At 30.0% G+C, this 24,658-nt stretch carries 19 protein-coding genes and 1 tRNA gene; 11 read left to right on the top strand and 9 right to left on the bottom strand.

All coding sequences use genetic code 11. The annotated features are described in order from the left end of the window. The first annotated feature begins 47 nt into the window (after window positions 1-47). Complete coding sequence (lnt, locus tag GOY08_RS08380; RefSeq protein ID WP_158998446.1) at window positions 48-1,754, top strand: apolipoprotein N-acyltransferase; 1,707 nt, start codon at window positions 48-50, stop codon at window positions 1,752-1,754. Continuing rightward, window positions 1,738-3,021 (top strand): AAA family ATPase, encoded by a 1,284-nt coding sequence (locus GOY08_RS08375; protein WP_158998445.1) that lies wholly within the window; start codon window positions 1,738-1,740, stop codon window positions 3,019-3,021. The genes lnt and GOY08_RS08375 overlap by 17 nt, the downstream gene beginning before the upstream one ends. Here the strand turns inward: GOY08_RS08375 and GOY08_RS08370 are convergent, their stop codons facing one another. The 4 genes from GOY08_RS08370 to rpsF all read right to left on the bottom strand — a co-directional run bounded on the left by GOY08_RS08370 (window position 3,022) and on the right by rpsF (window position 6,264). Further along, complete coding sequence (locus GOY08_RS08370; RefSeq protein WP_158998444.1) at window positions 3,022-3,840, bottom strand: tetratricopeptide repeat protein; 819 nt, start codon at window positions 3,838-3,840, stop codon at window positions 3,022-3,024. It abuts the gene before it with no gap. A 98-nt stretch (window positions 3,841-3,938) separates the two neighbouring features. Continuing rightward, complete coding sequence (gene rplI, locus GOY08_RS08365) at window positions 3,939-4,385, bottom strand: 50S ribosomal protein L9 (protein ID WP_158998443.1); 447 nt, start codon at window positions 4,383-4,385, stop codon at window positions 3,939-3,941. 54 nt (window positions 4,386-4,439) lie between these two features. Next, window positions 4,440-5,798, bottom strand: a complete 1,359-nt coding sequence (locus tag GOY08_RS08360) for a hypothetical protein (protein WP_158998442.1) — start codon at window positions 5,796-5,798, stop codon at window positions 4,440-4,442. 49 nt (window positions 5,799-5,847) lie between these two features. Next, window positions 5,848-6,264, bottom strand: coding sequence for a 30S ribosomal protein S6 (gene rpsF, locus GOY08_RS08355; protein ID WP_158998441.1), 417 nt, complete (start codon window positions 6,262-6,264; stop codon window positions 5,848-5,850). Window positions 6,265-6,325: 61 nt separating this feature from the next. On the opposite strand from rpsF, the gene GOY08_RS08350 reads away from it, so the two are divergent. The 3 genes from GOY08_RS08350 to GOY08_RS08340 all read left to right on the top strand — a co-directional run bounded on the left by GOY08_RS08350 (window position 6,326) and on the right by GOY08_RS08340 (window position 11,998). After that, window positions 6,326-7,171: a hypothetical protein gene (locus GOY08_RS08350; RefSeq protein WP_158998440.1), complete on the top strand. Its 846-nt coding sequence runs from the start codon at window positions 6,326-6,328 to the stop codon at window positions 7,169-7,171. 20 nt (window positions 7,172-7,191) lie between these two features. Beyond that, window positions 7,192-8,634 carry a neutral/alkaline non-lysosomal ceramidase N-terminal domain-containing protein gene (locus GOY08_RS08345; protein WP_158998439.1) on the top strand — a complete coding sequence of 481 codons (1,443 nt, stop codon included), beginning with the start codon at window positions 7,192-7,194 and terminating at the stop codon, window positions 8,632-8,634. Between the two features lie 352 nt (window positions 8,635-8,986). Further along, window positions 8,987-11,998 carry an amino acid adenylation domain-containing protein gene (locus tag GOY08_RS08340; protein WP_158998438.1) on the top strand — a complete coding sequence of 1,004 codons (3,012 nt, stop codon included), beginning with the start codon at window positions 8,987-8,989 and terminating at the stop codon, window positions 11,996-11,998. A 9-nt stretch (window positions 11,999-12,007) separates the two neighbouring features. Here the strand turns inward: GOY08_RS08340 and GOY08_RS08335 are convergent. Next, a tRNA-Pro gene (locus GOY08_RS08335) sits at window positions 12,008-12,082 on the bottom strand. A 112-nt stretch (window positions 12,083-12,194) separates the two neighbouring features. Here GOY08_RS08335 and recD2 point away from each other — a divergent pair. The 5 genes from recD2 (at window position 12,195) to GOY08_RS08310 (ending at window position 20,996) form a co-directional block, all read left to right on the top strand. Then, window positions 12,195-14,504, top strand: a complete 2,310-nt coding sequence (gene recD2 / locus GOY08_RS08330) for an SF1B family DNA helicase RecD2 (RefSeq protein WP_158998437.1) — start codon at window positions 12,195-12,197, stop codon at window positions 14,502-14,504. A gap of 91 nt (window positions 14,505-14,595) precedes the next feature. After that, on the top strand, window positions 14,596-15,162 hold the full coding sequence (locus GOY08_RS08325) for a flavodoxin family protein (protein WP_158998436.1): 567 nt from the start codon (window positions 14,596-14,598) through the stop codon (window positions 15,160-15,162). Window positions 15,163-15,257: 95 nt separating this feature from the next. Further along, the gene (locus GOY08_RS08320; RefSeq protein WP_158998435.1) at window positions 15,258-18,473 is read left to right on the top strand and encodes an efflux RND transporter permease subunit; all 3,216 of its coding nucleotides are present in this window, start codon (window positions 15,258-15,260) and stop codon (window positions 18,471-18,473) included. Then, window positions 18,470-19,573 carry an efflux RND transporter periplasmic adaptor subunit gene (locus GOY08_RS08315; RefSeq protein ID WP_158998434.1) on the top strand — a complete coding sequence of 368 codons (1,104 nt, stop codon included), beginning with the start codon at window positions 18,470-18,472 and terminating at the stop codon, window positions 19,571-19,573. The genes GOY08_RS08320 and GOY08_RS08315 overlap by 4 nt, the downstream gene beginning before the upstream one ends. A 13-nt stretch (window positions 19,574-19,586) precedes the next feature. Next, window positions 19,587-20,996: a TolC family protein gene (locus GOY08_RS08310; protein WP_158998433.1), complete on the top strand. Its 1,410-nt coding sequence runs from the start codon at window positions 19,587-19,589 to the stop codon at window positions 20,994-20,996. A gap of 47 nt (window positions 20,997-21,043) precedes the next feature. Here the strand turns inward: GOY08_RS08310 and GOY08_RS08305 are convergent, their stop codons facing one another. The 4 genes from GOY08_RS08305 to GOY08_RS08290 all read right to left on the bottom strand — a co-directional run bounded on the left by GOY08_RS08305 (window position 21,044) and on the right by GOY08_RS08290 (window position 24,215). Then, entirely contained in the window at window positions 21,044-21,418 is a 375-nt protein-coding gene (locus GOY08_RS08305; protein WP_158998432.1) for a hypothetical protein, read from the bottom strand. 185 nt (window positions 21,419-21,603) lie between these two features. Next, on the bottom strand, window positions 21,604-22,092 hold the full coding sequence (gene msrA, locus GOY08_RS08300) for a peptide-methionine (S)-S-oxide reductase MsrA (RefSeq protein WP_158998431.1): 489 nt from the start codon (window positions 22,090-22,092) through the stop codon (window positions 21,604-21,606). A gap of 294 nt (window positions 22,093-22,386) precedes the next feature. Then, window positions 22,387-22,908 carry a flagellar assembly protein FliW gene (gene fliW, locus GOY08_RS08295; RefSeq protein ID WP_158998430.1) on the bottom strand — a complete coding sequence of 174 codons (522 nt, stop codon included), beginning with the start codon at window positions 22,906-22,908 and terminating at the stop codon, window positions 22,387-22,389. 83 nt (window positions 22,909-22,991) lie between these two features. Continuing rightward, the gene (locus GOY08_RS08290; RefSeq protein WP_158998429.1) at window positions 22,992-24,215 is read right to left on the bottom strand and encodes a hypothetical protein; all 1,224 of its coding nucleotides are present in this window, start codon (window positions 24,213-24,215) and stop codon (window positions 22,992-22,994) included. Here GOY08_RS08290 and GOY08_RS08285 point away from each other — a divergent pair, their 5' ends adjacent. Further along, window positions 24,216-24,572, top strand: a complete 357-nt coding sequence (locus tag GOY08_RS08285; protein ID WP_158998428.1) for a hypothetical protein — start codon at window positions 24,216-24,218, stop codon at window positions 24,570-24,572. Window positions 24,573-24,658: the final 86 nt, after the last annotated feature.

The raw sequence follows: 24,658 nt of genomic DNA, 5'->3' as shown, positions 1-24,658 counted from the left end.
AAACTTTTTTCCGTTTAATTCCAAATCTTATAGGTCATAATAAGTCCATGATTAACATTAAATCAAGCATTCTAAAGTATCTCGGCGTTATTTTAAGCGGTATCTTAGTTTCAATGGGGTTCCCAGGACACCATTTCCCAACTATAGGACTTGGAATTATCTTACCTTTTTCTCTTATTCCGCTTTTCTTAGTAACTGAAAATTTATCAAGAACTCAACAGGTTTCATCGCATTTAAAACAACACTCAATTGCATGTTCACCTTTTCAAAGATCAGTGAAAGCTTTTTTTTGTTTTTGGTTATTTGGTTTTATTCTACAACTTTGTGCTTTTTTTTGGATCTCTAAGCCAATCATTTTCTTCAGTTCTTTTAAAGCAACAACCGCTTATCCATTATATATTGGAATAAGTATCTTTACAGCGTTGTATTTTCCTTTTATTTTTTCACCTTTAATTTTTAAAACATGGATATCAACACGACATCCAACTAAAAAACTTCCTACACTTGCAATAGCAATGATGATAGTTTTGTTAGAAATAATCGCTCCTCGTTTCTTTAATTGGACATTTGGAAGTTTAATGCATTCAGAAATATATATTAGCCAATTGGCTAATATTTTTGGTTTCAATGTTGTTTCATTTTTTATTTTATTTACAAATCTATCTCTAGCTATTGGCTTATCAAATATTTTAAAAAATAAAAATCTTCTTATATCTGCCATACTGATAAACTCCGCTCTGTGGGGTCTTATTTATTCATATGGTTTTTATCGAATTTATGATGCTGAACACGCTGAAGGTAAAACAAAAACTTCTAGAATTGCATTTGTCCAACCCAATTTCACCTTTAATTCTATTGCATCACTTCCCCTTCCAGCTATAGATGCACAAAAACAGAATATTACAAGATTGCTTGAGATGAGTGAGGAAGCCATACAAAAATCACTTCAAGCCGATGGAAAAAAACCAGACTTACTAGTATGGCCAGAAAGTGCTACTCAAAGCTTTTATTTACTGGATCAAAGAGAAATCAATTTGACCAAACAATTTACTGCTAAAAATCAAGTTCCCATTCTTGTTCAAGCAACGAAATGGGATGTTGAAAAAATCAAAATTATGGGAATTGAAAAAGCTCCTGTTTGGTCTGCTTCTTTTTTAATTCGCCCAGATGGATCAAAAAGTAAAGATTTTGAAAAATGGGTACCAATGCCTTTTGGAGAAAGTTTCCCTTTTGAAGATTATTTTCCTTCTTTAGGAGAGCAATATCGGAAAATTTTTGAAAATGCTAGTAAACTTGAAATTGGTACAAACTTTGATGGTCTAGCTTATAATGAAAATGATTTTGTCGCACCACTAATTTGTTTTGATTCTATCAACCAACAATTGCCAAGGTTACAAGCCAGTAAAGGTAAAGCAAGCTTATTTGTAAACCAGGCAAATTTTGTTTGGATGGTAGATAGTAATGCTGGACTAGAATTCAGTATTTTAAATAAATTTAGGAGTATTGAGAACTCTAGAAGCTTAGTAATGGTTTCAAATACTGGGCCTACTCTGGCATTTGATCAATTTGGGCGAGAAATTATGAAACCTACTAAATTACTAACACAAGCAACTGGATATGTAGATGTTCCTTTATCAAAAGAAGTAACAGTTTTTTCTTTATTAGGTAATTGGCCACTAATAATATTAGGAATTATTTCTACTATTTGGTTTCTTTTTTCAATGAAAAATAATTCTAATGATTATCGAAGATAAAATAGAAAAAAATGAATCCTTACTTTTAGCAGAGAAATTGCGTCCAACAAAAAATTCTATCCATTTACTTGTTGGATCAGCTAAAAAAATATGGGAAAGAGATTTAGCTCAATGGAGATTAAATCGCAAGTTCCACCTCATTTTGTGGGGACCCCCAGGTTCAGGAAAAACAACTTTAGCAAGATTGCTTGGGGAAACTTGTGATATTCCGTTTATCATGCTCTCAGGAGTTAGAGATGGCGTAAAAGAAATTCGTGCAGCTATTCAAAATTGCAACACACCACCAATTTTATTTATTGATGAAATTCATAGATTATCAAGAACCCAGCAAGATGCTTTATTACCTATATTAGAATATTCTGAAGCATGGCTTATTGGAGCAACAACAGAATCTCCTACAACTGAATTAAGTGCTCCTTTTTTAAGTAGAGTAAGATGTATTTATAATGGACCACTCCAAGAAGAGGATATTCTTCTTGCTTTAGAGCAAGGGTTAAATTATTTAACAATAAATAAATCAAATATTTTTCAAAACAAAAAAACAAATTATATTGAATATTTAAAAAAAGATTGCTTTGAAAAAATTGCAAAAATGAGTGGCGGAGACTTAAGATTTTCTTTAAATTTACTAGAAAATATATGTCATTGTAATTCAGTTGAAGAAGAAACCGAAGTTTTTGCTAATACTTTAAAATCATTTACATCAAAAAATCACTATGACTATATCAGTGCTATGATTAAAAGTATGCGAGGAAGCGACCCTGATGCTGCGTTATTTTATGCAATAACCTCTTTAGATAAAGGTGAAGATCCTTTATTTATAGCTAGAAGGTGTATTATTTTTGCTAGTGAAGATGTTGGGAATGCTGATCCACAAGCGTTAACTTTAGCTTTAAGCGCATATAAAGCTATTGAGGCTGTAGGAATGCCTGAAGGCAGAATTCCACTTGCACAATGTGTTACTTATTTAGCTAGTACTTTTAAAAGTAACAGATCCTACAAAGCCATTGAAAATGTAAGAAATTGGCGCCAAACAGCAGAAGAAAATGGAATGTCAATTCAACCACCTGTTGAATTGACTCTAAAAGGTAAAAGTAAATATAAATATCCTCATGATTTTGAAAATTCTTTTGTTTCTTTTAATTATCTACCAGATTCTATTGTGGATTTAAAAAGAACAGAAAAAAAACCAGCTTATCTTCCAACTGATAACGGGGTAGAAAGTCGCTTAAAGAGTAGACTATCAGACCTTTGGAAGAAAAAATAATTATGCAGCAGAATCATTTTTATTATTATTGATATCCTCAGAATTATTTTCTTCTTTATTTGTTGCTTTCCCTCTGGGAACATAACTTACAGTATCAATGTAACTAAGTATTAATCGAACAAAATGTCTTCTTGCCCGAACTACGCTTTTTGTTTTTGAAATATCAAAATTAAAGAGAGGTTCTCGTGTTGAACGTGAATATACTATCATGTGTAAATAATCTTCTTTTAAATTAGGATCATATTCTATCACAACATGTCCCATTTGTTCCCAACTATATTCAATTTTTTTCATTCCATAAAAAACTTGAATTCCAGTTAACCCCACTAAAATTTTTTTAATTCCATGCATATTAATTAAAAGTAACAAAAACCAAGGAATAACAACTAAGGTAAAAAATGAAAAAAGCAATCCAGGAGGAATAGATGACTTTGAATGCTCAAAAAAAGTAGGGCTAGTGATTAAAAATAAGAAACAACCCATTAAACCTATTAATGAGATGAGCATTTGCAAAGGAGAAAATTGAAAGTACCATCTCCCCTCAGGAGTCAATCGGCTATATATTAATGACTCCCTGTCCTCATCTATTCTTTTATCTAACTCAGCATAAGGCTCTTCATCTGAGGAAGACAATTTACCCAAAGTATGCAAAAGGGATAAAGATTCATCAAATCTTCCCCAAGCATCTAGGATAAAAGCTTTCATTCTTATTGCTTCAGTATTTCTAGGAGATAGAGAAAGCAAATTCTCTAGAACTGCCATCGCCCCTGCTGAATCGCCCTCTTCTATTAGTAATTTAGCGTCTTTCAAATGTTTCATAATCAAGACCATCGTCTTAAAAATAAAAAACTTAAAATGAGTCAAAAAAAAAGTAAGGGAGTTCCCTTACTTTTAAAATGGGCTTTTAGCTAATAAAATTAGTTTTGTGCAACAACCCAAATATTAAATTGAGCTGAAACCTCAGGGTGAAGTTTTACAACACCTTTGTAAACACCAACTAGTTTGATTTCATCTAAAATTGAAATCATGCGGCGATCTACTTCATGTCCAGCTGCACGGAACGCATCAGCTAGTTCTTGAGTAGTCACAGTACCAAAAATTTTGTCTTCTTCACCAACTGGTTTTTGAATGGTTAAAGAAAGAGCACTAATAGTTGCAGCGAGCTCTTTAGCACTTGCTAAATCTTTTTGTTTTTTAGCATCAGCTTGTCTGCGTTGGTGATCTAATAATTTCTTGTTTCTTTCATCAGCTAAAACTGCTAACTCACGAGGAAAAAGATAGTTTCTAGCATAACCAGCTTTTACCTTAACAAGGTCCCCGATATGACCTAAATTTGGTACATTTGCTTGTAAAAGTACGAGCATAATTTATATCCTTCTTTCATAATATCAATAAAAAGTTTATTCGAATAACGGAAATTAAATTTGTTTCCTTTTAATTCCACGCCAATCATACACATAATCAAGTAACCCAATGACTCCAAAAAAGCCAATAATTTCATATGTTCCAATATGCTTATACGCAATTAAAGCAAAAATAAGCACTATGGGAAATAGAGCTACAGTTGTTAATCTTTTATACAGAGTAAACATTCCTTGTAAAGCAACAATTGTAAGCAGAACAAAAGAAAATAAGCTAATTCCTGCTATTAATGGTGCATAGGGAGAATGTTCTAGAACTTTAAGCATTGATTCAAAATTAGTAAAGCTAAGTCCGATGGAGGCTAAACCCGCAATGGAAGCTATGACTAACGGGAATGGCAAAGTAAACTCTCTTAAATTCCAAGAACTTTGTCCTTGAAAAGTAAAAGCGTATCCCTGCCAATAGATTACATTTTTAGGTTTTAAAGGTTTCCAAAAATAAGATAAAATACCTGAATGTCTTTTTTCGCTTTCTTCTAAATTTTGTCCTTTATGCTTCTCTATCAAAATTGGTGTAGCTGTACGACCAGTATTGACCATTGGCATTGCTAAAAGACTATTTAATAGCTGCGATGTAAAGGTTGTAGAGTTTTTAATAATATAATTTACTATAGATCTTAATCTCTCAATTTGTTCAAAGCCAAAGTCGACAAAAACAACATTTGCGAAAGAAATGAGTAAGAAAATAAGAAATGTCAGAGAACCTGCCCCAAAGACGAAAAACAAAATTCTTTGCCAAGAATTATAATTTAAAAAGTCGTTTACAATCTTCATAAATCCAGGTTTCACTTTTTCTATATTTTCATAGACGCTTTTGACATCTATATTTCTGGAATTACTTAGATTTTCAGATGAACTAATATTTGGTTTGAGTTTTTCTTGGTTTGAAACTGTTTTATCTTTTTGAACAATTGCAATATTATCAGCCAACTGCTTCTCAAATTCATTTTTATTAACCATAAAAATAGTAGAATAAAATAATAAAATCATTGGTAAAAACATAATGACAGCTGCATAAATCCAATGTTTATTTTTCTCTCTAATCATAACAGCAGAAATAAAAAACGGAATTGCAAAAAGAACAAGAGCACCGGTCAATACAATTGGCGGAGCAAAAGCACTTCCAAGAAGAATTAGGACGAAAGCTACGGCAATCATGAGCACTATAGCCATTCTTTTCCCAAGGATAGCTGAAATTTGTGCCACATTAAAAACAGCAAGAGGAAACAGATTAATAATGAAACTTATAGCAATAAAAAAGCCTGAAAATAGCAGCGTAGGAGTAAATTTTTTTGAAGAATTTACTCCTGTTTTAGGGCTATTTTGATTTTGTGACTCATTTTTATTTGGCTTCAAAATAATTCCTCTTTTTTTAACCTAAAATAAATTCAGTAAAAACAAGAAATTAGTCTTCTTGTCCTCTACGTGCACCAAGTGATTCTGCTTCTGCTTTTTCACGCGCCGCTTCAGCCGCACGTTGAGCAGCCGCTTCTGCTTGTTTTTGTAATTCAAGACGACGAGCTTCAACATTTACGCTATCAGCAAGCTTGATAACCATAGAACGTAAAACATTTTCTTCTAGCTTTAGAATACGCTCTAATTCATGAATGTTAGCTTGGTTTGTAGCAACATCATATACAAAATAGTTACCACGGGTTTGTTTATTAATTGGATAAGCGAGACGGCGAACGCCCCAAGTCTCTTTTTTGACGACTTGTCCGCCATCTGCTCCAATGATAGTCTCCCATTTAGAGACCATTTTGGAAAGTTCAGCTTCAGGTAAGTCAGCCTTTGCAATAATCATTGCTTCGTATTCACGCATAGAATTCTCCTTATGGATCGTGCAACTTAAACTTGAGCCCCAAATATGAGGAGCAAGGAGTTTGGTCGAAGTATGTCCCCTAACTTTATTTCACAATTTTTTCAAGTCTAATTTAAAAAAGGCGCATTGTTTTAAGGTTTTCCTCATAATTTTCGTAATAATTCCTATTAATGGGTACGCTGACAAACGAATTATCACTTTATTTCCCCATGAAGACTTACAACTAGCTGATAATACAGATGATTCAAACTTTACCCGTCTTGGTATTACAGAAAGTTTGGTCAACCTTCATTTTGTCCCCTGCTTATTTGAATTCAATCAAATCCCTCTCTTGTATGCAGTTATTCAAATCGGATTAAGCTGCTCAACTAAAATAAATCCTGAAAACACAGTTTCATTTAGTCTAAGTCCAGAGACAAATTACAGTAAAGAAGTAAATAAAAAAGGCGTGGCATTGGGAGTAGGATTTGCGTATAATTATAACCTAAATACTGAAAATAAAGACTGGCTCTTTTTCTTTAAATTTAACTACAAATTTTGGGATAATGAATTAACAGATTCATCCTACCAGTTATCTAGTAAACAGCTATATCAGATTTGGGGAAGTGTTTTTGATTCAAATTATAAAATAGGATTGATTCACAATTACTTCGATACAACACCTTCAAAACATACAACTCTTTCACTAGAGTTTTATTATCTCCAAAGTTTCCCTTTGGAATGGAGACAAGTTGGAGGAGCCAGAAACACAGCAGCAGTTGAATACAAAGCTCTTGGCTTATCACTTAGAAAAGAATTTTTTTCTCATCTCATAATTGGGGCAGGAATTGCCTATTGGAATTTGACTTTTGATGGAATTAGGATTTCAGGACCACTTCCCGATGCCTACCTTGGAATAGATTTTTAAAATTATTTTTTGGAATAAAAATGCAAATTTTTAGATTAGGAATTTTTATATTTATATTATATTTTATTACATCTTGTCAGATAGAAATTAATAAACCTCCCTTTAATTCTTCTAATAATGTAAATAGTCTTTTTTTTCCTAATGGTTCTATTGGTGGAATGGGTTCTCTTGCATCAAATTTGCAGGTAGGAATGAGTGCAAAAAATATTTACCCAAATTTTCCTGTGAGTTTATCAGGATTTGGCTCACCTTTACGTAGATTAATTCCTCCTGATTTAATCAACATTGGTGACAGCACAACTTTTTGTAAACCTTTTCAAAATGTTGACCACCCACCTAGAATAAAAGTAATTCTTTTCAAAGGAAATAATAATTCTCAAGAATTGTATTATTTATTAATTAATTTAGATATTATAGCTATTCCTAGTGACTTTAATTTAAAAATAATAAAAGAATTACAAAACAATTTTCCATCTTTGAATTTAAGTCACGCGAATGTGCAATTTATAGCAACACACACTCACGCAGGACCAGCAGGATTGACTGAAAATCCTTTTTGGGCTGCAGCAGTCTGTGATAGATTTAATCCAAAAGTTTATGATCTAGTAAAATCAAAGATATTTTCTGGATTAAATGATGCTATCAGTAATATGGGTACAATCCAATCTTATGATAATGCTAACTACACTGCATCGGGATATAATTTTACCAGATTTCCAGGTATGCAGGTTGATAGATCAACATATTTTTTAAATTTAAAAGATTTAAATTCTAATTCACTAGCTTGTATAAAAGTATTTAGTGGACATCCAACTTGGTATGGAGCTGCAGATATCACTCTAAGCGCTGATTTTGTTGGTTATCTGGAAGAATCATTACAAAATTTAACTCACTCTTCAAATTGTGCTTTTTTTAACTCTGTAGTTGGAAATGCTACAATAGATGCAATAGATAGTATGACAGATAAAAAGAAATTCACTGATACTTTTGTAACCGAAACAATCTCAAATATATCTAATAACACTAATAGTCTAAGCTTAAACTTTGGAACATTATTTATTACTTTACCTGGATTTCAAATTAATTATACAGGATGTGGAATAAGCTTTGGAATAATACCTGAAAAATATTTCTCAGATATTATTTCTATAAAATCAACAGATATTACAAATAACATTACAAAAATTTCCTGGTTTTCATTAGGATCAACATACTTCTTTTTATTTCCAGGTGAACCATTATTTGATACTAAACAACTTCTTCAATCAATGCTTGCAGCAAATTTTCCAAATATTTCCACGATAGTAGTTTTATCAACCGCTAATGATTATGTTGGTTATCTAATGACCAGCAGCAATTATGCCATAAAAAACATTGATACTTGTTCAACTATTCATGGCCCAGATACATCTGCAAGTATTGTAAATGGTTTTAAAGATTCACTTAAACAATTTGGCCTATAAATAGTTTAACATATTTAATAAGTTGCGAATTTGGCAAAAAAGATTTTTAATTCTTTAAAATAACTCCAAAAATAATTTGGATCATAAATTTTTCTGAAGAAAAAAAAGATCATTTTAAATTTTGGAATTCTTATCTAAGCAAAAAAACATATTTTTATATAAAATTTAATGAGTATTTTTAAAAATTTTTATAAAATTATTTTTTTTATAAAAATTGAAAACTTTAAAAAAATTTATTATTTATTTGCTTTATTTGAAATAATTTGTTACGAAGGTTTTATCGTTATATAAATTAAAATATCTTTAATATAAACTTTATTAATTTTATATATTAATAAAAAGGAGTATTGCAATGAAAAGAGAAATCGTTGCTCCTAAAATTTTATTACCTTATTACTATTCTTGGAAAATTGATGAAAACAATACAAACTACAACGTTTGTTTTTCTTATAGCTTACCAAATGGAATATCGGTTGAAAAATTAAAATCATGTATATTAAAACTTATAGAATTGAGACCAGCATTAAGAGCAAATTTTGGATTTAAAAATAATGAAGTAAAATACTATATTCATGACTATTTAACTCCAACTTTTTATGAAATAGAAGCAAATAGTGAAAAAGATTTTAAATCTTTGGTATCTAAAATAAAAAATATAAAACATGATCTTCACAATGAATCATTGATTAAAGTAGGATTTATAAAGAAAAAATACGATAATAATTTTGAAATAGTATTTAACATACACCATTCAATAATTGATGGTACATCTTTAGATAAATTCATTACAGACCTAAGCTGCTTATATAATGAAGGAAATATTACAGAAGAAAGCACAGAATCACATATGAATTCATTTTTAATTTTAAATAAAAATGAATCTAATTTAAAAGAAAAAGATATTGTAAGATATTCTAATTTATTGGGTGAAATTTCATCAAAAAATGAAAAAATACTTATAAAAGATAATGCAGAAGTATACACTTCTAAATTTTCTTTAAACCAATTAGAGTTTATAGAATTAAAAAAATTTACAGAAAAATCAGAAATTAGTTTATTTAACTTCCTTTTAGTATGCTGGTGTATTTTTGAAACAAAACTATTAAATAAAGATTATTGTATAACGAATTATCCAGTAAATATTAGAAATAACAAAGAAGTTTCTGGATGTATGCTAAATAATATCTATTTTCCTTTTGTTTATAATAAGAATACAAATATAGAAAATGTTATCAAAGGTGTAAAAAATCAACTACCTTTTTTGAAAAAACTTCACCACATTAGCCCTGTTGATATTTTTGACAAAAATGACAGTAAATTAAGTCATTTTGCATATTCAGGCTTTGCAAAACTTAGAAATTTACAATTACTAAATTTTTCTTTAGATGGAACGACTTTTCCACAAATGGCTAATTCAAGTTTAGGAATGCGGTATGTTAAAACTGAAGAAACTTTGCACTTTCTTTCCGAGTGCTTTGAAAACATTCTACCCAAAAATATAGCTTGTAGTTTATCTAAAAGATTTACAAATTTTGTAAAAAAATTAATCATTAATCCTGAAAAAAAATTCCAATATATTGATATACTTTTTGAAGAAGAAAGAGAAAATCTATTAAAAAGAAACACATCAAAATTAAGTATTAATATGCAGAATAATATTTCCGATTTATTTAAAAGTGTAGTAGAAAAATTTCCTAATAAGTACGCTGCCGTTGAGAATAATAATAAAATAACATATAAAGTTTTAAATGAAAAATCTGATAAACTAGGAAATTTCCTCAAACAGAAAAATATTACTAAGAAGACAGTCGCTATTTTGATTGATAATAAAATAGAAATGTTAGTTGGTATTTTAGGTGTTTTAAAATCAGGAAATACTTACTTGCCAATATCCCCAGATACTCCCAAAGATAGAATTGAATATATTTTAAATGACAGCAATGTAACAACTATTTTAAGCTTAAAAAAATATTCAAATTTTCTTTCTTCTAAAAAAGATTTTTATGACTTAGAAGATGATAAAATATATTCGATAGAAGATAATTTTAATTTAAATAGTAATAAGAATATAACTAATCAACCAACTTATGTTATTTATACCTCAGGTTCAACAGGTTATCCTAAAGGTGTGTTAGTTAATCAAGAAAGTTTATTAAATTTAATGGAGAACTGTAAAAATCAATTTAATATTACAGAAAATGACAATATTTCAAAGTATTCATCTTTTAGCTTTGATGCTTCTGTCATTGAAATTTTTATTTCTCTACTAAATGGGTGCACTCTATATTTTGTTCCTGATAAAACTCGCTATAATGTCAATAAACTAAATGAATTTTTTCACAAAAATAATATTACATTTGCATTTTTAACAACAAAAATAGCTGAAATATTTATGGAATTAGAAAATTTTTCTTTAAAAACTTTAGTAACTGGAGGAGAAAAATTAAAAGCATTTAAAAAAAATAAATACAATTTAGTCAATGCCTATGGACCTACTGAAGCAACAGTATTTGTTACTACTTACAATGTTGAAAAGTATGAAGAAAATATACCTATTGGAAAACCTATAGAAAATGTGGAAGTATACATCTTAGATAAAGAGTTAAATCCTTGCCTATATGAAATGCCTGGAGAGATATATATTGGTGGCAGAGCTCTAGCTAAAGGATATATAAACAGAACAGATCTGACTAATGAAAAATTTATATCAAATCCATTTTATCAAGACAAAGATGTAACTAATGAAAGACTTTATAGAACTGGTGATATTGGAAAAAAGTTAATTGACAACAACATATTAATATCAGGTAGGATGGATTCACAAGTCAAAATATCTGGATACAGAATAGAACTCTCAGAAATTGAAAAGCAGTTATTATCTTTCAATACCATCTTAAATGCAGCAGTTGTTGCTTACGACGATACCACTGGACATAAATATTTATGCGCATACATAGAAGCCAAAGATAAAATAATCATTGATGATTTAAAACAATTTCTAAGGCTTCAATTGCCAGAATATATGTTACCTAAAATTATAATTCAAATAGAAAAAATACCGTTAAATTATAATGGAAAAACCGACATAAAAGCATTAAAGATACCAACCGATTCTTTAACTGTACAAAAAGAGTTTTTGCCTCCAAAAAACGAATATGAGGAAAAAATTAGTAACTATTTTAAAGAAATACTGCAAATCCAGAATATAAATACAACAGATGACTTTTTTTCATTAGGTGGTAACTCAATCAAAGCTATTCAGCTAATTGCAAAAATGCATAAGACTTACAATGTAGATATTTCTTTGATTTATAAACTTAGAACAGTCGAAAAAATTGCAGATAAGATAATGAAAGATAGCTGAGATTAAAAATGGTCGGGGGTGCGGGATTCGAACTCGCGACCCTCTGCTCCCAAGACAGATGCGCTACCACTGCGCTAACCCCCGAACTCAGTGAAACGATACTTGCCACAGAAAAAAATTAAGTGCAAGCTCAGATTCTGATTTTTTTAAGAATGCCCTTATTTTTTTTAAAAATAAGTAAAATCATGAGGTTATAGTGTCGCAAGAAGTTGTAGGGGTCCTAGCAAAAATTATCTTTGAAAACGATAGGGGGGATTTTAGGGTAGCTGATTTCATTGATCCACAAACCGCTAAGCGATTTAGAGCCTCTGGAAAGATTTTCCTTTCCCAAAAAGCTGATTCTAGACAGAAATATAGGCTTATAGGGAACTGGGAAAACAACCCAAAGTATGGAGAATCTTTTGTCGCTATCTACTCAGAAGCGGCAAGACCTTCAGAGGCCAAAGGAATCGCCCCTTATCTGGCAAATAACGTTAAAGGAGTGGGAGAAACAACCGCTCTAAAGCTTGTTGAAGCCTTAAACATTAAAGATATTGAAACTTTAGTACAAATTTGTAAGGAAGACAAAGAAAAAATATATACTTTTTTCGGCTCAAAAAGAAAAAAAACAGCTGAAAATGTGATTACTTCTATGATCACCGATGAAGTTTATCGAAGTGTTATGATATTTCTTCATGAACATAATATTCCGCCAAAATTTGCAGAAAGAATTTATGAGAAATACGGTGCACTTTCTTTAAATAATTTAAAAGAAAATCCTTATCGCTTAATAGCTGATTTTAGACAAGTAGGCTTTAAGAGAGCAGATGCAATTGCTGAAAAATTAGGAGTTCCACCAACATCTCCCTTTCGAATGGAAGCAGCATTTGTCTATACATTAGAAGTCGCTCAGGATGACGGTCACTGTTGTTTACCCAGAGATCTCTTGATAGATAAAGCCAGAGATATACTTGGAGTGAAATTGAATCCTGTTTTTTCTCGTGAATTTGTTTTAGATCATTTAAGGCAAATATTTAAAAAAAATCGTGAAATAAAAAATGAAAGTTTTATCATTCGCGATACAACAGTATTTAATAATATTCAAAATGAAGTCCTATTTTATTTACCTGAGGTAATAAAAATGGAAGACGAAGTCGCTGGATTTATCTCTAGTTTACTTACTAAAAGTATTTCTACTGAATACAAAGAGCAACAAATTTTAAAAGAATTAGATTCTGGTGAGAAAAAAATTGATGAATTATTCCCTAATTTACCATGGGATAAACTTTCTGATGAGCAACAAACAGCAGTAAGAATGAGTCTAGATTCTCGCATAATGGTTCTTACAGGTGGACCTGGATGTGGAAAAACTTTTGTTCTAAAAGCAATATATGGAATTCAAAGAGCTTTAAATCGAAAAGTGGCCTTATGTGCCCCAACAGGTCTTGCAGCAAAAAGAATGACTCATTCCATCGGAGAGCACGCAAGTACCTTACACAAATTACTTGGGCTAGGCAGAAAAAAAGAGGAACAAGTAAATATAATTGAAGAACTTGAAGGAAATACAAACGCACTAGACAATTTTAATGTTGTCATTATCGATGAAAGCTCAATGCTTAGCCTTGATTTATTTCATTCGTTACTTTCTTCACTCGGCCCTAATAGGAGATTAATTTTAGTTGGTGATGTAGATCAATTACCTAGTGTTGGTGCTGGAAATTGCTTAAGAGATATTATTAAATCTAACAAAGTTCCAATAGCACGTTTAACAAAAATATTTCGCCAAAGTTCTGAAAGCCCAATTCCATTAGCAGCTAGAGAAATCATCTCTGGGAATAAGCCAAACTTTAAATTTGTAAGCTATTCACCAGTTTTTGCGTCTGCTGAGCCAATTGCATTTATTCCTTGTTCAACTCAGACTTTTTTTGATCTTTTACAAACTTTTTTATCCGATACGATACCTAATATTTATAATCTTGATCCTGTAAAAAATGTTCAAATATTAGTGCCAATGCGAAAAACAGAAGTAGGTCAAGAAAATATAAATAAAGTAATGCAAAACTTTCTCAATCCACCCCATGAAAATAAAAAAGAATGTTCTTTAAATTTTGGGGGAATACTTCGTGAAGGTGACAAGGTCATTCAAACAAAAAATAACTATGAATTAGATGTATTTAATGGTGACCTTGGTTATTGTAAAACAATCATTAAAACAAAAGATAAACTTGAAGTCATAATAGAATTTAGTGATAAGACAGTAACATATGAAGATGACGATATTGATGATTTACAACTTTGTTACGCTATGACTGTGCATAAATCACAAGGATCTGAGTTTCCTCTTTGTATTATCCCTATGTTTGGGGTTTATTATAGTATGCTTGATAGAAATTTACTTTATACTGCAGTAACAAGAGCAAGTAAATATATAATTATTTTGGGCGAGGAATGGTCTATTAAAAAAGCTGTTGCTAGCCAAAATGCAATTAAAAGATATACTTTTTTAGACAATTTAATTAAATCCTAACATAAAGGCTTTAAAATTCTATATAACCTTAAATTTGACAAATAACCTTAATATATTATTATGATACTTCAAAATTAATTGTGGAGGTTATATGTCTCAAGTTTCTATTGTATATCATTCAGGATATGGACATACAGAAAAAGCCGCTAAATCAGTTTTAGAAGGCGTTAAATCAGTAGGAAACACAATAGCGCATTTAATTTCAGTAGCAAATATTGATTCAAATTGGGAAATTTTAAAGAATTCTAGTGCAATTATTTTTGGTTCACCAACTTACATGGGAAGTGCTTCTGCCCCATTCAAAGATTTTATGGATAAAAGTTCAAAAATTTGGATGACACAAGATTGGAAAGATAAAATTGCTGGAGGTTTTACTGTTTCAGGTAGCCAAAGTGGAGATAAATTAAGTACTCTAGAACAATTTATGGTTTTTGCAGCTCAACATGGTATGATTTGGGTATCTTTAGGAATTTTACCAGGAAATAATTCAAGTAAATCAAGTGTAAATGATTTAAATAGATTAGGTTCCTCCATTGGACCAATGGCACAAGCTAATGTAGATCAAGGTGCAGACGCCATGATTGAAAGCGATCTAAAAACGCTTCATTTATATGGAAAAAGGATTGCAGAAATTACTCATAAATTTAGTAAGGCATAATTACTTCAATTATTTTTATCTCCTGCAAAATATACCTATTTAATAAAAAAAATTTAATTATTAAAATTTGCATATAGCTTTTTTTTAAGGTTACTATGTGGATTATTGAATTAGCATTAAAACGTCCTTACACAATAGCTGTAGGAGTTATACTTACTTTTATTGTAGGATTTATATCAATTAGTAAAATGCTAGTTGATATTTTTCCAGTAATTGATATTCCAGTTGTTAATATTATTTGGAATTACCCTGGATTAACACCAAATGAAGTTGAAAAAAGAGTCATTTTTTTAGCAGAAAGAGCTTACACAACAACTGTCAATGGAATTTCAAAATTAGAATCAACCTCAATTCAGGGCTTAGGAATTCAGCGGATATATTTTGAAGAAGGGACTGACATTGGATCAGCTATTTCACAAATTTCGGCAGTATCTGGTACTGTAACACGCATAATGCCGCCTGGCATAACTCCGCCAGTTATTTTAAAATTTAATGCTTCTAATGTGCCAGTTGCGCAATTAACTTTATTTAGTGACAAATTAAAAGAAGAACAAATTTATGATTATGCAACTAATTTTTTACGGGTTCAACTTTATACAATTCCAGGAATTTCTTTGCCTGCTCCATATGGTGGGAAGCAAAGGCAAATAAACATTGATCTGATACCAGAACTTTTAGAAGCAAAAAAACTTTCTCCACAAAATATTGTAGATTCTTTACAAGCTTCAAATATCATTGTTCCGGCGGGAAATGCTCGAATACATAATTATGAATATAATATTTTAATGAACTCAAGCCCTCTCAACGTCAAAGAATTTAATGACATACCGATAAAAGTAATCAATGGTGCAGCCGTTACATTGGGTAATATTGCAAAAGTTTCTGACTCATTTGCTGAACAAACAAATATAGTAAGAATAAATGGAGCAAGAGCATCGTATTTAAATATTTTAAAAAAAGCTCAAGCTTCAACGCTAAATGTCATTCAATCTATTAAAAGTAAACTACCAGAAATTTCTAATTTAGCACCTCCAGAACTAAATATGCAGCTTGATTTTGACCAGTCTTTCTTTGTAAAATCAGCTATTCAAAATGTTTTACTGGAAGCAGTTATTTCTTCCATCCTCGTTTCAACAGTTATACTTGTTTTTCTAGGAAGTTGGAGAAGTGTCATTATTGTTTGTACTTCTATTCCAACTGCTATTTTTTGTTCCCTTATTGTTCTTTATCTCACTGGAAATTCTATTAATATAATGACTATGGGAGGTCTTTCTTTAGCAATAGGAATGTTAGTTGACGATGCTACAGTTGCTATTGAAAATATTCACCGTATACGAAACCAAAATAATCCTCTTATATATTCAATAATGGAAGGTTCACGTCAGATAGCCCTACCCGCTTTATCAGCAACATTAGTTATATGCATCGTTTTTTTCCCTATTATTCTTCTTACTGGACCTGCAAAATATTTATTTGCTCCCTTAGCTCTTGCAGTTGTTTCAGCTATGCTAGCTTCATACATTTTATCAAGAACATTAGTTCCTTTATTAGCAAAAATATTATTGAAAAATGAAAGAGAGCATGGAAATTTAAATTTTTCTGAAAAATTTAATAAATTATTTTTATTATTTCAAGATAAATTTGGTGAAATACTAAGTATTTGTCTAAAATACAGGAAATTTGTTTTAATAAACTTCTTTATCTTTTTAATCCTGTCATCATCATTAATTTTTTTTGTAGGTACTGACTTTTTTCCTCAAACTGACGCTGGAATTATAAAGTTACATTATAGAGCTAGACCAGGAACCCGTATTGAAGAAACAGAAAATCAGGTTCGAGTGATTGAAACAAAAATAAGAGAAATTATACCAAAAAATGAAATTCAGACAATAAATTCAATGATAGGAATTCCTGTTAGCTTTAATTTAGCTTTTGTTCAAACAGATAATTTTGGTCCTATGGATGCAGAAATATTAATTTCTTTTCAAAAAGAACATGAAAATATTCAATACTATATGAAAAAAATTAGAAAAATGCTTGCAAATACTTTTCCTGAGTCAGAAGCATTTTTTCAACCAGCAGATATTGTAAATCAAGTTTTAAATTTTGGTTTAAGTGCTCCAATCGACATTCAAATAGAAGCTCAAGATTTAAGTAAATCTATTGATATAGCAAAAAAATTACTTACTAATCTTAAACTAATTCCAGGATTAGAAGATATTGCGTTAAAACAAGTATTAAATTACCCTGGACTATTTTTTAATATTGATAGAATAAAGGCTGCTCAAGTTGGAATTAGTCAAAGAGACATATCAAATAGTCTTTTAATAGCCTTATCATCTAGTTCATTGATCTCACCATCATATTATTTAAACCCTAATAATAATGTTAATTATTCTGTCATTGTGAAAACACCACTAGAGAAGATCTCCAACTTAGATCATATATTAAACATTCCAATTACAAGTAACGGTAATATATTAGAAAGCAACTTAACATCAACATACATGAACCAACTGAATCAAACACAACAAACAGCTCAAACTATTCCTCTTAGAAATTTAAGTACAATCCAAACAATAGAAACAATGACGGGAAACTCACATTTAAACGTGCAAAGAGTTTTAGATATTTATGGAACACCTGAAGGTAGAGATCTTGGAGCAATTATAAAGGATATTGAATATCAAATAAAAAAATTAGGCGAACTGCCAAAAGGAGTTAAAGTAACAATAAATGGGCAAGGAAAAGTCATGCGAGAAGCTTTTTCTACTTTAGGAATTGGTCTTATATTAGCAATAATTCTTGTTTACTTACTAATTGCTGTATTATTTCAATCCTGGCTAGATCCATTTATTGTTATGGTAGCTGTACCAGGTGCTCTTTCAGGGATTTTATGGATACTTTTTTTAACAGGAACAACGATAAATGTTGAATCTTTTATGGGAGCTACCATGGCTGTTGGTATTGCCTCTTCTAATTCAATTCTTTTAGTAAGTTATGCAAATGATCTTAGAGTTTCAAACAAATTTAATGCTTTAGAAGCCGCTCTTGAATCAGCAAAAACAAGACTACGTCCAGTTCTAATGACTGCTATTGCCATGATTATTGGAATGTTACCTGCGGCTCTTGCTATAGGAGAAGGTGGTGAACAGACCGCCCCCTTGGGAAGAGCTGTAATTGGAGGATTAATAGTTGCAACGACTGTAACTTTAATAGTTGTTCCCATAATTTACTCACTTTTAAGAAAAAATATGCCAAAAAGTTATTTACTTGATGAAGAATTAAGAAAGGAAAAACTAATTAAATGAATTTATTCAATAAAGAGCTTAAATTCAAATCTTTTTTACTATTCATTTTATTAATTACAATATTGGTATTCATTTTCTTAGTTGCTAATAAAAGTAAAAAAATACTTGCTGCAAATATAGAAAAAATTACTGAAAGTGAAAAAGGAATAAAGGTTAAAACGATAAAAGTAAAAAAATCAAATTCAGAAAAAGAAATTATTCTAAATGGGGAAACAAAGCCATCCCAAAGCGTGACAATTTATGCTAAGATAAGCGGATTTTTAAAAAAAATATATGTGGATAAAGGAGATCATGTAGAAAAAGGTAAAATTTTAGCTACTATAGAATCTCCAGTAATCGATGAAGCTTATTTAGGGGCTTTGTCAAATTATAAAAATAAAAATTTGATAGCAAAGAGAGCTTTAGAATTAAGAAAAGAAAATCTGGTTTCAGAACAAGAAAAAGATCAAGCGGTTTCTGATGCGGAAATAGCAAAAGCTCAATTAAATACCCAAAAAATATTAAAAGATTATGAAATCATAAAAGCCCCATTTTCTGGTACAATAACAGCAAGATATGCCGACATTGGTGCTTTAGTTCAGAATGCAGAAAACTCACAAAACACAGCATTGCCAATTGTAACTTTATCAAATATTGAAAAATTAATAATTACTGTTTTTATAGATCAATTGAATGCCCCATTTGTTAAAAAAAATACAAAAGTTATTATAGAGACCGTTAATAATAAAAAAGTAGAAGGATTAATATCGCGTGTAACAGATAATTTGGATCCCAAAACGAAAATGATGTTAGCTGAAATTGATATTTCAAATCTAGATAAGAGTATACTTTCAGGGAGTTTTGTTAAAGTAATAATATTTACTAAAACACAGACCTATTACTTACTTCCAGTGGAATGTTTAGTCATTCAAAATGAAAAAAAATACGTAGTATCAATTAACGAAAAAAATAAGGCAAAGTTCAAAGAAATTATTATTAATAGCAATGATGGTAAAAATTTTTTATTTACTGGAGAAATTAATGAAAATGAATCTTTTGTTTTTAGTCCTCCTGTAAACTTAAAAGAAGGAAATAGTTTGCAACCATTAACTCAAGAGTAAAACTGGTGCTGAATTGAACTTTGAAAAACAAGGTAAAAAAATTTTTTATTCTCTTTTAGCATTTTGTAAAATGATTCCAGCTATTTCTATTGAGCTTGAATCGTATTTAACAAATCCCTCTAATAATTTTATTGAATTGACTTTAGAGAAATGCATAAATCTAGGGTTACAAAATAGTATTAATATTATCCGAGATAAGAACACACTAGAACTAACTGGTTATGATATTTTAAAAAGTTATGGAAACTTCTTACCAAATTTGGCTTTACAGATAGGAAATAATTATACTTATGGAAATAATTATTTAACAACAACTACACCAACTTATGTCAATACATCTGGCTTTTTTGGCAATTTAAGTATTTCCAGTACGTTAAATTTATTTAATGGGTTTGCTGACATATCAGCTTTAAATACATTTTTGGCAAAAAAAGATTCAGATAAATTTTCCCTTGAAAGAGCGAAACAAATCATAGCAATTGATATTATCCAAAATTACTTACAAATTACACTTGACAGCAATATGATAGAAATTGCTGCACAAAATTTACAGGAATATCAGACTAGAGAAAAATTATTACTCGCTCAGACAAATTTAGGGGCTAAAAGTATTGCAGATCTTTATTTGCAGCAAGCTCAAACGAGCTTGGCTGAATCTAATTTAAACACTCTTAAAAATAAAATGCGGAATGATGAAATTTTTTTGCTAAAAAAAATAAGATTAGATTATCAAAAAAATTATAAATTTATCCCTGTAAAGTTCCAAGATGTTTTACAAGATACAAATCAAATTTCAGAAATTAGTCTAATTTCAATTGCATTAAGCAAAAGATCAGATTTGAAATCACTTCAAGCTTTAAAAAATGTTGCCGCTTTAGGTATTGAAAATGCAAAATCCACATATTATCCAAAAATTGATTTTACAGTAACTGCCGCATCAAATGCTGCCTATGTGAATAATCAAGTCGTAAATGGTAATAATATTTCTTATTCATCTCAAGATCAATATCCGAATCAATTTTTAAGCAATATTAAATACCAATTCTTGATTAATCTAAATTGGACTATTTTTGATAAACTGGCCACCTATGGAAATGAAAATCAAGCCAAAATAAAATATTTACAAACCAAAATTGATGAGAATGATGAACAACAAAAGATAATTAGTGAAGTTAGATCCGAATATGGAAATTATAAGCTAGCAATACAAGATTTAGAGTCATCCGCTAGAGTTTTACTTGCTTCAAAAAAGGCTTACCAAGTAATGAGTGGTAGATATAAAGTAGGTTCTGCTAGTTTTATTGATCTTATCACATCACAAAGCGCACTTGAACAGGCAGAATATAATAGATCAAAATCGTTAATAAATTTTTTAATGCAAAAATGGAACTTGAAATATGTAACTGGAGAACTACAAAATTAAAAGTCCTTACTTAACATGAATTTTGAAGCAAGGACTTTTAAATTCAATTAGTTTAAATTCATACCTGGTTCTTGATTGCCACCTTCTGATGATTCAGAAGAAGCCTTCTTTGATTTCCTAGTTCTAGTTTTTTTCTTTAATTTATCAAGTTTACTTGGACGACCGCGTTTTTTAGCTGTTTTAGTTCCTGCCTTTTTTGGACGACCACGTTTACCAGTTTTTTTCTTTGCGGTAGTCTTCTTCTTAGTTGTTTTTTTAGTAGTCTTTTTTGCAGTTTTTCTTTTTGTAGTTTTTCTCTTAGTAGTCTTTTTACCAGCTACCTTCTTTTTCTTAGTTCCAGTTTTTCTTGTTGACTTTTTGCGAGTTGCTTTTTTTGCTCCAGTTTTTTTTGCAGTTGACTTTCTAGTTTTTTTAACAACCATAAAATTCCCTTTCATTTAAAGTAAATTAATATTAATTTAACTTTAGCAGTAATCAGAAAAGAAAGATAGTCATTAAAGTCAAATCATTGACTTTAAATTAATTTTTATTTTTAATTTTGGATGAAAACATAATTTTTATTTTTATTTTTTTAAAAAATAATTACAAAAAATTATTGCAATAAAAATTATTTTCTAAGGTAATGACAATTATATCCATTAGGGTTTTTCTTGAGATATTGTTGATGAAATTCTTCAGCTAAATAAAATTTAACAAAAGGAACAATTTCAGTAACAATAGGTCTTTGCCACTTTTTTGAATCAGTGACATTCTTTTTAACATGCTCAGCATTTTTTTTCTGTAATTCAGAGTGATAAAAAATTGCAGATCTATATTGAGTACCTTTATCATTTCCTTGTTGGTTTAAAGTTGTTGGATCATGTAGTCTAAAAAAATACTCCAAAATTTTTTCAAAAGAAATCTTTTCTGGTAAAAATTCTATTTGGACTGCTTCTGCATGTCCGGATGTTCCTAACTTGACAAGATCATAAGTTGGATTTTCAATTAATCCACCAGTATATCCAACTCTAGTTGCTACAACTCCTTCTAACTTTGAAAATAACTCTTCGACACCCCAAAAACATCCACCTGCCAATGTTGCTAATTCAGTTTCCATTAACCCCTCCTCAAAAAAATTTTCTGCTAAAGCAGTTTTATGTTAATTTATTTAATTTTCAAATTTTAACTTCTTAAAAAATAATCGCTTGGTAAAAGTTTATAAATACTGTGGTATATAAAGTAGAAGAAGAATAAGGCTAATGTTTTGCTAGAGTGATGGACAACTATCAATTCCAATCAAAATTGGAAAAGTATTGTTTACAAGCTTTTTAAGATTAAGTATTTTATTTTTGCGATTTTGGGGTTAAACTTTACAGAAAAGAAAAATTAAAATACTGTTATATTATTTGACTTACTTTGTAATTGTTTCATTATCTAGCTTGTTAGCAAATTGCTGTTGAATTGCTTTTTTAAGATCATTTTGTGATTCTCTTTGAGAGAAGCGTTTCATTTCTTCCATTATAAAATGTTTTGTTTGATATTGAGGATCTTTTAATACAACTTGCTTGCCTAACCTGTTACTAAGATTAAAGACTAAAGGTGCTTTTAAGTTAGCACTCATTTTCTTAGGATCCATTGGTATAGTAACAATAACCGAAATAACAGCTTCATTGGGATTAGAAAGCTTTAACGAGGCTACTTCTTCTTCTGTAACTTCAACCATATAATCAGGACGAAAGGAAAGAGGACTTATTACAATAAATGCCATTGCAGAATCAGTAACTGATTGTAACCATTTAAATGGGGAATCTTGATCATGATCGAGTAATACAAACTGATTCAATTCTGGAAAACCAATCAGACCCTCAGGCAAGGTGATAACATCTTTTTCATTAATTTCTACTTCTCCAAAACGCGAGGTATTTATTTTCAAGGTCACCCTCCTCAAATTTCTATAGTCTTCTCATTATTTAGGTTAAGTGAGCAAAATAAATTCTGCAATAAGTTTAGATTTTTTTATTGACGTGTCAAAATATCTTTATGCGTATTAGCTGTAATTAAATATTCAAGAACAAAAAATATTTTATATTTTGGTATGTTAGGAGTACTTCCAGGATTCATTCCCGGAATATTAGATTGACCATAAACATCTGCTTGCTCATATCTGTAATCGATACAAGTTTTAATTTGTTCATTAAACTTATAGCTTAAACCAGTATGAAAAGAACTAATTTGAAATCCCGGATAGTAATTACTTGATATTACCGATGGAGGAACAGAATTCTGTTCCGCAAAAAATTTATAAAAAGCAAGAAGAAAACTTAGCTGATCAAATTTAAAGTTTTGCTCTATCCCAAACATTTTCCCAAATGAATAATTTGATGAAATTAAATTACTCCAATATTTTCCTGTGACATTAGTTTCAAAAAAATTATTTTGAAGGCTGAGATTGGCAGAGTAAGTTAACAATCTGTATTGCTGATCATAATTTGTTACTGGATTATCAATATATTGCTCTCTACCAAAAGTTAATGAACTTAATGTAAAATCTGGATCTGCAAAATAATCATAGAAGGTTCTGAAATTAAAAGAGAAAAGAAAATTTTCAAAATCATATTGATAATTTAAATTGCCCTCAACTCTTGTCCTTTCAATATCTGAAGAAGTTGACTTATTAGATTTATATGAATAAACCGAAAGAAGATCATGTCTAGTTAAAAATTTTATTGAAAAAGGTTTTGTCTGAATGAGATCAATATTTGCAAACACAGACTGATAAGGCCAACTTAAAGGAGTAAGCTCATCTAATTCATCAGGAAATTTCCCGAATTTAAATTGTAGTTGTTTAAAAATTTGATACTTTAGCCATATTTCGCTAACTTGAGAAAAATCATAGTCTCTCAAGGGTATTTCAATGAACCCATCTTCTTCTCGAGTGGGGGACTGAGTCATAACTTTTACTTTGGCCTCTATATTTTTATAGTCATGAATTGGAAAAAATAAAAAGCTTAAACTTGATTGAATTAAATTGGGATGATGATCATTCATATACAAAGCATTGCCAAATCCAAGGGTGTACAGAATTTGCCAATCAAATAAATTTTCATTTTTCTCAAATTGCTGAATTGCATATGCTCTTGAATTGTTCCAATTTTGAATTTGCCAAATTAAAGATAAAACAACTAAATTCCGACACACTTGAAAGACAATTCGACTAATAATAAGAAGAAGTTTTAACATATGCCGATCTTAGAAGACCTCAACAAAAGGAAAAAAGAAATTGAATCTACTCTTGAATCGTTACATGAACTCATTAATAGACGTAATGCATTTCTTGCAAGTGTTGAACGCTTGGCATTTAATAGAGTTGTGACAAAAAAACGTACTTTACTAAATTTAAGCAGTAAAGGAAGCAATGTTAATTTTATGAAAAGATCGACGAAATCAATAGATCTTGAAATGAAAAATTCCAGAAGATGTCTATTTTATTTACATGCAAGAAAAAGATACTTAACTAAACTTTTAAATGAAATAATTGCACGAATTGATGATCTTCAAAGTACTAAAGATGAATTTGTTCCAAAAGAATCTAGTTAGAATATTTTTCCTATTTACAACCTCATCAACATAAAATAAGTTACTCCATATAGTTAACGCAATACTTAAGGAAAAAATTTCCCAAT

The sequence above is a fragment of the Pigmentibacter ruber genome, assembly GCF_009792895.1.
Classification (GTDB): domain Bacteria; phylum Bdellovibrionota_B; class Oligoflexia; order Silvanigrellales; family Silvanigrellaceae; genus Silvanigrella; species Silvanigrella rubra.
This window is presented reverse-complemented; position numbering and strand designations above follow the sequence as displayed.

What these genes read in the sequence shown, in the direction of transcription:
- lnt (WP_158998446.1), top strand. Translation starts at nt 48, where the DNA reads ATGATTAACATTAAATCAAGCATTCTAAAGTATCTCGGCGTTATTTTA.
- GOY08_RS08375 (WP_158998445.1), top strand. Translation starts at nt 1,738, where the DNA reads ATGATTATCGAAGATAAAATAGAAAAAAATGAATCCTTACTTTTAGCA.
- GOY08_RS08370 (WP_158998444.1), bottom strand. Translation starts at nt 3,840, where the DNA reads ATGAAACATTTGAAAGACGCTAAATTACTAATAGAAGAGGGCGATTCA.
- rplI (WP_158998443.1), bottom strand. Translation starts at nt 4,385, where the DNA reads ATGCTCGTACTTTTACAAGCAAATGTACCAAATTTAGGTCATATCGGG.
- rpsF (WP_158998441.1), bottom strand. Translation starts at nt 6,264, where the DNA reads ATGCGTGAATACGAAGCAATGATTATTGCAAAGGCTGACTTACCTGAA.
- GOY08_RS08345 (WP_158998439.1), top strand. Translation starts at nt 7,192, where the DNA reads ATGCAAATTTTTAGATTAGGAATTTTTATATTTATATTATATTTTATT.
- GOY08_RS08340 (WP_158998438.1), top strand. Translation starts at nt 8,987, where the DNA reads ATGAAAAGAGAAATCGTTGCTCCTAAAATTTTATTACCTTATTACTAT.
- GOY08_RS08325 (WP_158998436.1), top strand. Translation starts at nt 14,596, where the DNA reads ATGTCTCAAGTTTCTATTGTATATCATTCAGGATATGGACATACAGAA.
- GOY08_RS08320 (WP_158998435.1), top strand. Translation starts at nt 15,258, where the DNA reads ATGTGGATTATTGAATTAGCATTAAAACGTCCTTACACAATAGCTGTA.
- GOY08_RS08315 (WP_158998434.1), top strand. Translation starts at nt 18,470, where the DNA reads ATGAATTTATTCAATAAAGAGCTTAAATTCAAATCTTTTTTACTATTC.
- GOY08_RS08305 (WP_158998432.1), bottom strand. Translation starts at nt 21,418, where the DNA reads ATGGTTGTTAAAAAAACTAGAAAGTCAACTGCAAAAAAAACTGGAGCA.
- msrA (WP_158998431.1), bottom strand. Translation starts at nt 22,092, where the DNA reads ATGGAAACTGAATTAGCAACATTGGCAGGTGGATGTTTTTGGGGTGTC.
- GOY08_RS08290 (WP_158998429.1), bottom strand. Translation starts at nt 24,215, where the DNA reads ATGTTAAAACTTCTTCTTATTATTAGTCGAATTGTCTTTCAAGTGTGT.
- GOY08_RS08285 (WP_158998428.1), top strand. Translation starts at nt 24,216, where the DNA reads ATGCCGATCTTAGAAGACCTCAACAAAAGGAAAAAAGAAATTGAATCT.